Source organism: Sphingobium quisquiliarum P25 (genome assembly GCF_000445065.1).
Taxonomy (GTDB): Bacteria; Pseudomonadota; Alphaproteobacteria; order Sphingomonadales; family Sphingomonadaceae; genus Sphingobium; species Sphingobium quisquiliarum.
In genome coordinates, this window is the sequence record NZ_ATHO01000076.1 from 22,391 (window position 1) to 31,545 (window position 9,155).

The 9,155-nt window shown below is 64.7% G+C and carries 10 protein-coding genes and 1 pseudogene; 5 read left to right on the plus strand and 6 right to left on the minus strand.

Annotation, left to right across the window (positions count from 1 at the left end; all coding sequences use genetic code 11):
• The first annotated feature begins 31 nt into the window (after positions 1-31).
• Entirely contained in the window at positions 32-1,108 is a 1,077-nt protein-coding gene (locus tag L288_RS31310; protein ID WP_021238155.1) for a GNAT family N-acetyltransferase, read from the plus strand.
• On the opposite strand, the gene L288_RS31315 is transcribed toward L288_RS31310, so the two are convergent.
• Together L288_RS31315 and L288_RS31320 are read right to left on the minus strand one after the other, a co-directional pair.
• Positions 1,086-1,949: a cupin-like domain-containing protein gene (locus L288_RS31315; protein ID WP_021238156.1), complete on the minus strand. Its 864-nt coding sequence runs from the start codon at positions 1,947-1,949 to the stop codon at positions 1,086-1,088. The genes L288_RS31310 and L288_RS31315 overlap by 23 nt on opposite strands.
• Positions 1,946-3,076, minus strand: coding sequence for a GNAT family N-acetyltransferase (locus L288_RS31320; RefSeq protein WP_021238157.1), 1,131 nt, complete (start codon positions 3,074-3,076; stop codon positions 1,946-1,948). Before L288_RS31320 ends, L288_RS31315 begins: the two co-directional genes overlap by 4 nt.
• A 185-nt stretch (positions 3,077-3,261) precedes the next feature.
• On the opposite strand from L288_RS31320, the gene L288_RS31325 reads away from it, so the two are divergent.
• From L288_RS31325 to L288_RS31340, 4 genes are all read left to right on the plus strand, one after another.
• Positions 3,262-4,260, plus strand: coding sequence for an NAD-dependent epimerase/dehydratase family protein (locus tag L288_RS31325; protein ID WP_021238158.1), 999 nt, complete (start codon positions 3,262-3,264; stop codon positions 4,258-4,260).
• Between the two features lie 286 nt (positions 4,261-4,546).
• Positions 4,547-5,554 (plus strand): KpsF/GutQ family sugar-phosphate isomerase, encoded by a 1,008-nt coding sequence (locus tag L288_RS31330; protein ID WP_030538946.1) that lies wholly within the window; start codon positions 4,547-4,549, stop codon positions 5,552-5,554.
• Positions 5,555-5,559: 5 nt separating this feature from the next.
• A complete protein-coding gene (locus L288_RS31335; RefSeq protein ID WP_031304331.1) occupies positions 5,560-6,363 on the plus strand; it encodes a 3-deoxy-manno-octulosonate cytidylyltransferase in 804 nt (267 codons plus the stop codon).
• Positions 6,360-6,953 carry a histidine phosphatase family protein gene (locus L288_RS31340; protein ID WP_021238161.1) on the plus strand — a complete coding sequence of 198 codons (594 nt, stop codon included), beginning with the start codon at positions 6,360-6,362 and terminating at the stop codon, positions 6,951-6,953. Before L288_RS31335 ends, L288_RS31340 begins: the two co-directional genes overlap by 4 nt.
• Positions 6,954-6,992: 39 nt before the next feature.
• Here L288_RS31340 and L288_RS31345 read toward each other — a convergent pair whose 3' ends face one another.
• From L288_RS31345 to L288_RS44105, 4 genes and pseudogenes are all read right to left on the minus strand, one after another.
• Positions 6,993-7,538 (minus strand): LptA/OstA family protein, encoded by a 546-nt coding sequence (locus L288_RS31345; protein ID WP_021238162.1) that lies wholly within the window; start codon positions 7,536-7,538, stop codon positions 6,993-6,995.
• A 2-nt stretch (positions 7,539-7,540) separates the two neighbouring features.
• Positions 7,541-8,185 (minus strand): hypothetical protein, encoded by a 645-nt coding sequence (locus L288_RS31350; RefSeq protein ID WP_021238163.1) that lies wholly within the window; start codon positions 8,183-8,185, stop codon positions 7,541-7,543.
• Between the two features lie 21 nt (positions 8,186-8,206).
• A complete protein-coding gene (locus L288_RS31355; protein ID WP_021238164.1) occupies positions 8,207-8,824 on the minus strand; it encodes a ribonuclease D in 618 nt (205 codons plus the stop codon).
• Between the two features lie 109 nt (positions 8,825-8,933).
• Positions 8,934-9,155, minus strand: a pseudogene (locus L288_RS44105) (hypothetical protein); the annotation flags it as partial.

The window sequence follows — 9,155 nt, forward strand, 5'->3', positions numbered from 1 at the left end:
ACCCCGTGCGCGGCTCTGCCACAAGGGGGCGATGGTCCTTACCGCCCGATTTTCGTCCCTCCCTGACCTTGCCAGTCTGGAAACCCGCTGGCGGGCGCTGGAGGCGGCGTCCGCCAGCAGCTTCTTCCTTGGCTGGACATGGACCGGGAGCTGGCTGGAAAGCTATGGCGTCCGTCCCGAACTGCTGACCGTCGCGGATCAGGAGGGCGGGGATGTCGCCCTCGCGCTGCTCGGCCATGCCATGATGCCGCGTCTGCTGGGGCGCTGCGCCACATTGTCGCTCAACCAGTCGGGCGATCCCGCCTTGGACCGGCCCTATGTCGAATATAATGGCCTGCTCGTGGCGAAGCCCAATGAAGGTGCAGCCGTCAGCGCCTTTCACGAAGCCCTTGCCCGCAGGATGGACTGGCGCGCCCTTCGCCTGAGCGGCATCGTGCCCGGATCGCCCTTGTTGGGGATGCCTGTCCGCCGTTCTCTGTGCCTGGATCGCTCGCCCGTCTATCAGGTCGATCTGGACGCCGTCCGCGATGCTTCGGGCGATTATCTCTCGCTGCTCAGTTCCAACACGCGCAGCCAGATCCGCCGCGCGATCAAGGATCATGGCGGCGCGCTGCCCTCCATCACCCTTGCATCCTCCGCCGCGCAATCCGCCGCATGGATAGAGGAGATGCGCGTCCTGAACGAAGGGCGGCACAGCGACAATGCCTGGGCCGATCCTGCCTTCCGCCGTTTCGTCGTCCTGCTGGCCGATCGTGGCCGCGACAATGGGGAAGTCGAACTGCTGCGCTTCACCGCTGCGGATGGCGGCACGGTGGGGCTGCTTGTCAACTTCGTCTATCGCGGCCAGGCCATGAATTACCAGTCCGCCTTCGCGGCGCCCCGCTCGTCCAAGGACAAGCCGGGGCTGCTCTGTCACGCCGCGGCGGTGGCGCATTATGCCGGGCAGGGCCTCTCCCTCTATTCCCTGCTCGCGGGCAAGGACCGTTACAAGCAGAGCCTCGCCACGCGTGAAGAAGCGCTGGAATGGTGGGTGATCGAACGCTTTTCGCCCCGGCTTGAGGGTGAAGCGCTGCTGCGGCGTATGTTCAGGCGCCCAGCTTCCGCATGACGCGATAGGCCAGCCGCCGCGCCCGCTGTCGTTCCGGTTGCGTACCGATCCGCGTGACCGGCAGCCCGCGCCGCCGCAACAACGCGTTCAAGCCATGTAGTTCACTCTCGGCTACGCTGCGCTCGGACCGCCATGTCACCGACAGGCTGATCGACACCGCAGGCCCGTTTTCGACGAAATGCGGGGCTTTCACCGGCACATGGATGGCTTCGCCCGGCCTCAGGGTGAAGGCTGTTCCACGGCCCCTGAAATGCTCGCGCCATTCAAGGTTGCGGTGCCCGCCAGCGTGGAAGGACTCGCTCTTGATCGCGGGCACCAGTTCCTCGTCTCCGGCGGGGAAGACGGTCATCACCTTCTCCCCCATGATCTGGAGCAGGATATTATGCTCCGGGTCCATGTGGAACGGCGTGACGCTGCCCGGCGACGTAAGGAACAGGAAGGCTTCCCGGTTCAGCATCGGCCCGGTCGCGCGCGCGACCAGCGGGGCCAGTTCTTCCAGCGCCTGGTCCAGCAGCGCGCCATAGGCGGGATCGCGCTCTACATTCTTCAGCACCGCCCAGCTGCCATTGGTTTCGATCGTGCGGATCGTCTCGTCCAGTGTCAGGCCGTTCGACGGCGTGTCTTCGGCGCGGATGCCCAGTGGCAGCTTGCCCAGATTATATTCGACGCTGGACGCAGGCATTCTCTCCGCCAGTTCGGCAATCGCCGGGATCGTCAGCAGTTCATGCCCTGTCAGTGCGTGATGCAGCTTTGCGGGCTGATCGGGATAGGCGCGCGCGAAATCGTCACGGGCGCTGCCGGGAAATGTCCGGGCGGCGGTAATCGGCTTGTAGGCGGTCATGATTGTCCCTTCATTCGGGCGGCAAGGGCTTCCGCGCCATTGGCCAGCGCGAAGGCAAGGCCCCGGCCCAGCCGGGCGAGGCCTCGCCCGTGCAACGCGATTCGATATTGGACGATGGTCCGCCGTTCGCCCCACAGGCTGTCGATCATCGGGTGATCGGCGGCGGCGCAACTGTCCATCCACTCGATGGCCGGGTCGCCCTGAACGGCGTGGAGGTTGGCGAGTTCGATGAGGACGCCGGGCGAAAAGCGGCCCAACTCTTCATCAAAGGCGATCTTGAAAGAAAACGCCCCGCTGCCGTGGCGGAAATTGGCCAGCATGGCGATCGCCCGTCCGTCAAGGTCGATGCGCAGCATGTGCAGCCGCCCTGCGTCGAAGGCGGCGGCGCAGGCGGCGCGAAAGAAGGCGGCGTCGCCCGCCCGGCATGCCAGAGCGGTGCCCTCGCGTCCTTTCCAGCCCGACGCTTCCAGCGCCAGAAAGTCCGCGCACCAGTGCGGCAGTTCGGCCCGATCCGTCAGCATCCGTTGCTCGACCGCGCCCATGTCTGCCAGCCGCTTTTGCAGGCGGCGGACTTCCTTGCGCTTCTTCGCGCGCACATGGGTTTCCCAATAGCGCTCTGCATCCAGTTCGGATCGCAGCATCGCCCGGTCATAGCGGTGCACTTCCCGCCGGCCGCGCCGCTGCTCCACGCACAGCGCTTCGAGCGCGGCGGCATTGGCTCCCGCTGCGTCCAGCCCTTGCAGATGCAGGAAGCCCGGAGCCCATTCCGCCGCGTCCAGTTGCGCCAGAAGGCCGCGCCACGCCGCCATCTCCTGTCCCTTGCGAATCAGCGGCGCGCCGAAGAAGCAATGATCGTGCATCCAGTTGGCGGCGCAGGGCAGGGGCAGGCGGCCATGACTCGGCAGAACGACCACCGGAAGCAGCCCGATAAGGTCGCTGCCGTTGCACGATTCGATCAGGCGCACGGCCGGGACCTGCGCCAGATGATCAAGCGCCGCGCACAGCATGTCCGGCGCATAGAAAGCGTTCGCCTCCGCCGCGTCATTGGCCAGCGACGCCCAGCGCGCGCGTTGGGCCGGGCCGTGAGCGCGGCCGCTGATCGGAACCGGATGCGAAGCCATATCCATGGCTCCTCCCTTAGGCGGCAATGCTTAGGGAAAGACTAAATTGTCTAAATCGGCCAATCGCGCAGCGCTTTTGGGGAAAGGCCTTTACATCGGCCGCAGGATTGTTTGTGAACGGCCATGACGCCTGATGGAAAGGGGATTTTGACGGTGAAGACTTCCATCCTGCCCTTCAAGCGGGCTGCCGCATGACTATCCTTGTGACAGGCGCGGCCGGGTTCATCGGCATGGCGGTTGCTGACCGGCTGCTCGCGGCGGGGCGGGCGGTGACCGGCATCGACAATATGAACGACTATTATGCCGTCTCGCTCAAGCGCGACCGCATCGCCACGCTGGCCGAGCGGCATGGAAAGCTCTTTACCTTCGCCGAGGCTGACTTTGCCGATATGGATGCGCTACAGGCGGCGCTGGCGGGCCAGACGGTGGAGGCCATCATCCATCTGGGCGCGCAGGCGGGCGTCCGCTATTCGCTCATCAATCCCCACGCCTATGTGCGGTCAAATTTGGCCGGGCACGTCAACATGCTGGAACTGGCGCGGGAGCGGCGGGTGCGCCACCTCGTCTACGCCTCATCCTCCTCGGTCTATGGCGGCAATGACAGCCTGCCTTTCCGGGTGGAGGACCGTGCCGACCATCCCGTCTCGCTCTATGCCGCGACCAAGCGGTCCGACGAGCTGATGAGCGAAACCTATGCGCATCTTTTCCGAATCCCGATGACGGGCCTGCGCTTCTTCACCGTCTACGGCCCATGGGGGCGGCCCGACATGGCGATGTGGATCTTCACCAGGAAGATATTGGCGGGTGATCCCATTCCGGTTTTCAACCATGGCCGGATGCAGCGCGACTTCACCTATATCGACGATATCGTCAGCGGCGTGATCGGCTGTCTCGATCATGCCCCGGCCGATGACGGATCGATCAAGGCGGGCGGCAGCCGTTCACCCCATCGGCTCTACAATATCGGCAATAATCGCCCGGAAGAGTTGATGCACCTCATCTCCGTCCTGGAGGATGCGTGCGGCCGCAAGGCGGAAATTGATTTCCAGCCGATGCAGCCGGGCGATGTCCCGGCGACCTTCGCCGACATCAGCGCCATTGCTCAGGACATCGGCTTCGCACCCGCCACCGCAATTGAAACAGGCGTGCCCCGCTTCGTGGCGTGGTATCGCGATTATCATCGCGAGTGACTGCCAAAAGCGCGGCACTACGCCGTTCATTCCAGAAAGTTCCGGCGACGGCCCGCTATCTGCTTCTTTGTTAAATGTGTGACAGTTTAGCCGCGCAATTTTTCGCCCTGTTTACAAATTGAATTGCCATCACCGTCCGAACAGTCCTATTCCCGCTTCAAGGTGCCGGCTTAGAGCCGGGACGGTCGCGGAATATGAGGTAAGGGCGGTTTGCCGATGGGCGATCCGCCGCCACGTAGCGTCAGCAGGATAACCGGCGGCGTTGCGGGGAAAAAAGGGCGTTTGCGTGTCTACAGTATCTAAGATCGTGCCTTTTGGCTCCGGCAGCCGGATCGTTGAAACCGCCAGCCGGACCTTGTCCACTGCGTCCCAGGGCATCAACGCGCTGGAAGCGAAATTTTCCGATCGCGATTTTGCGGCGATCTTCCTTCGGCTGGTCGGCGTGATCATGAATGTGCGCGGCCGCGTGATCGTGACCGGCATGGGCAAGAGCGGCATCGTCGCCCGCAAGATGACGGCGACATTGACGTCGACCGGGACGCCCGCCATCTTCATGCATCCGGCCGATGCGGGACATGGCGATCTGGGCATGGTGACGCCGGATGATGTTGTGCTGATGCTGTCCCATTCGGGCGAGTCGAACGAGCTTGGACCCATCATTCACTATTGCAAGCGCTTCGGCATTCCGCTGCTCGGCCTGACGGCGCGGGCGGGAAGCACGGTGGCTACGGCGTCTGATGTGTGCGTGCTCCTTCCCGCCGTGCGCGAAGCCTGCCCCAATGAACTGGCGCCGACCACGTCAACGACGGTGCAGATGGCCTTTGGCGATGCCCTGGCGATTGCTCTCATGGAGATGCGGGGCTTTTCGGCGGACGACTTCTATAAATTCCACCCCAATGGCAGCCTTGGCGCGCAGCTCCTCAAGGTGCGGGAACTGATGACGAAGGGCGAGGGCGTGCCTCGTGTGCGCGAAGACGCGTCGCTGCTGGACGCCACAATCGAAATGACGCGTGGGCGGCTGGGCGGCACGGCTGTGGTTGATCAGAGCGGCGAACTGATCGGCGCGTTTACTGACGGCGACCTGCGCCGCACCGTTACCGGCACGCAGCATCTGACCGAGGCGGTGGGCCGCTATATGACGCCCACGCCCTTGAGCGTCGGGCCGGAAGAACTCGCGTCCGAAGCGCTGCGGCTCATGCATTTGCACAACATCACCCTGCTGTTCGTCTGCGAAGGCGGGCAATTGGTCGGCGCGATTCACATGCACGACCTGCTGAACGCCGGGGTCGCCTGAGCATCATCGTCGTCATTCCGGCGCGGGCAGGCTCCTCGCGTCTTCCCCGCAAGCCCCTGCGACTGATCGCGGGCCGCACGCTGCTGCACCGGACCATCGCCATGGCGCGCGCCGCGATCGGCGGTCTGCAAGATGCGGAATTGCTGGTCGCAACGGACGACCGGGAGATTGCGGACCATGCACGCGCCGCTGGCTGCGATGCGGTGATGACGGAAAGCGCCATCGCCACTGGCTCCGGGCGGGCGCTGGCGGCGGCGCTGCAAAGGCCCGTTCCGCCGCGCTTCGTCGTAAACCTTCAGGGCGATTCCCCCTTTCAGCCGCAAGCCGCCCTGCGATCGGTCATCGCGGCCCTGAAATCCGGCGCGGAAGTGGCAACGCCGGTGATCGCGCTGGATTGGGCAGCGCTCGACGCCTTGCGCGACCACAAGCGCCGCTCGCCCTTCAGCGGGACGACCTGCGCCCGCGCCGCTGATGGCCGTGCGCTGTGGTTTTCCAAGGCCATCATCCCTGCTATTCGGGGGGAGGAGGCCCTGCGCGCCAGCGATACCATGTCGCCGGTCTGGCGGCATGTCGGCCTTTATGGCTACACGCTTGACGCCCTGACGCGCTTTGAAAATGCTCCACCGACCGCGCTGGAAACACTGGAAGGGCTGGAGCAGCTTCGCCTGCTGGAACTTGGCATTCCCATCACGACCGTACCCGTCGACCCGCCGCTGTTCGACAGTTCCGGGATCGATACGCCCGCCGATATCGACCGGGTAGAGGCGCTGATCGCCATCCATGGCGACCCCACCCCGCCGCTGCCATGACGCGGCGCATCTTCATCATCCGCCATGGCAACACGTTCGGCAGCAGCGCCGAAGCCCGCCGGATCGGCGCGCTTACGGACATTCCGCTGGTCGAAAGCGGACGCGCGCAGGCGGATCGTCTTGGGTCCTGGTTCGCGGCCCGGCAGTTGCCCATCCGCTGCATCCATAGCGGCCCGCTTCAACGGGCAACGGAAACGGCCGCCCGGATCGCGTCGGCGACAGGCCATGCGCTGGACGGCGCGCTGCCATGGCTCAACGAAATCGACCATGGTCCCGACGAAGGGCTGTCCGAAGCGCAGGTGCTTGCCCGGATTGGGCGGCAGGCGCTCGCCGATTGGGACGAGCGCGGCATCGCGCCTGATGGCTGGGTTGTGGATGCTCCTGCCCGGATTGCCGCCTGGAAGAGGTGGTTTGAGAAGGGCGGCGACGGCATGGAACTGCTGGTGACCAGCAACGGCGCGGCGCGCTTCGCCCTGCTCGCCCTTGGCTTGCCTTCCGCCTCGCTCAAGCTGCGCACCGGGGCCTTTGGCGAGCTTGCGGCGGAGCCGGATGGCAAGGTGCGGCTGATTCGCTGGGACGAGCGCCCCTAACGTCGCATCGCGAGAAGCGGTAATGGTAAGTGATCGCGCTTAGTTGCTACGCTGAGGCACGGTGAAGGTGCCCGACACCCGCCCGCCCGATCCGCTCGACACGCCCGGCACGCCGCCCGATGAGCGTCCGTCCACGGTCGAACGCCCGCTGGTCAGGTCGATCACCAGCCGCCCGCCGGTCAGCCGGTTCGCTCCCTGCGTCAGGCTCACATTGCCGATCATGGTGATCAGCCGCCGGTTGAGGTCGTAAATGGCGACATTGCCGCGCGCAGTTTCATTGCCCTTCGTCACGACGACATTGCCCGTCGCGTCGATCCGGTCGACCTCCACCCCGCTGCCGTTCGATCCATTGTTCCGGTACGCCACCGTCATGCGCGCCGCATTGAGCCGCATGCCCGCCTGCGTGACTTCGACATTGCCCGAAACCACGACGCGATCGGCGCGATCCTGCACCTCGATCCGGTCGGCGGTGAAGTTTACCGGGGCGTTGCTGTCGTGATTCTTGAGCACCTGCGCGCCCGCGCCAGCATAGAAAACGGCCGCACCCAGCGCGCCAGCCGACAGCAGGATCAGCGATCTCTTCATCACTACCGCCCTTTGAGGCCATTTTGTTCGATGCGCAAGCTCGCCCTGCCCTGGAGCGTCACGGTGCGCGCATTGAGGTCGGCCTCCAGATGGTCGCCGCTGAACGTGCCGATGGGAATGCGGCCATCGACGCGTCCCGCGCTGCGCATCTTCCGCGTCTTGAGGTCTATCCCGACGTCCCGCGTCGTCAGCCGGTATCCGCCCGCCGCCTGGAACTGAACCGGGCCGTCCACCGCCACGCGTTCGCTGTCCATGTCGTACCGGCCCTTGCGCGCGTTCAGCACGGCGGGGCCTTCCGGCAGGAGGATGCGCGCGGACATATCGTTCAGGTCGACCACAGGCTCGCGCGAGCTTTTCTGCACCGCCGATCCGGCGCGCAGCGAGAAGGGCTGGCCCTTGCTGTCCTCGCCCCGGTAGAGCGCTTCGGTGACGCGCATGCGTTCCTGCGCCACCTCCACCTTGTTCTTGTCGAGCACGAAGCTCACCTTGTCGCCGCCCAGGAACGGCGCGGTCGCCAGCAGCGCGGCCAGCACCCCGACCGCGATCGGCAGCCAGTTCTTGAGCATGCCCACCAGCCGGTCATGGCTACCCCCCGGCAGGGCCCAATGCCGCCGCGCATGACGTTGCTTTTCCGCCTGGATGGACATGGAGCGCTTGCTTCCTGCCTTTTACATATGGGCGAAGATATCGATCTCCGGCCAGCCCGCCAGGTCCAGTTCGGCCCTGTGAGGGAGGAAATCGAAACAGGCCTGCGCCAGTTCCATGCGGCCCTCGCGGATCAGCCGCTTGTCCAGTTCCGCCTTCAACTGGTGAAGGTAGCGCACGTCCGACGCCGCATAATCCTTCTGCGCGTCCGACAAGGCGGGTGCGCCCCAATCGCTCGACTGCTGCTGCTTGCTGATTTCCTGCCCCAGCAGTTCGCGCACCAGCTCCTTAAGGCCATGGCGGTCGGTATAGGTGCGGATCAGGCGCGATGCGATCTTCGTGCAATAGACGGGCGCCGCCACCACGCCCAGATAATGGCGGATGGCAGCGATGTCGAAGCGGCCGAAATGATAGAGTTTCAGCCTGTTGGGATCGCCAAGCACGGCGCGCAGATTGGGGGCGGCATAATCGCTGCCGGGGCCAAAGCGCACCAGATGCTCGTCACCGTGCCCGTCGCTGATCTGCACCAGGCATAGCCGGTCGCGCGGGGTGATAAGGCCCATGGTTTCGGTATCGACGGCGACGGGGCCGGGGGCGAGGACGCCTTCGGGCAGGTCCTCTTCATGAAAGTGAACGGTCATGGACCCCCTCTATGGCCAAAGCCGCTGCAACTCAATCAACCCTTTTGATCGCGAGTGAAACTGTAACGCGCCCGCCGCCCACGCAATTGTGGCGGCAATCGGGCTAAAATCATTCGCGCCCCGGAGAAAAGTTGATATAGTGATTCTCAAACCCGCATCCTTGCGGTGGATTCTGCATGTCATTTCGCCCGGCATGTTTGTCCGATTTAGTCTTGGGCGAAGCGAAAGTGACCAACAGGGCATGAGTTTTGATAGAGGTCGCCGCGGCGGGCGCGGCAAGGACAAGCGCGACGGTTTCGGCGACGACAATTTCTATGGCGGCGATCGCGGC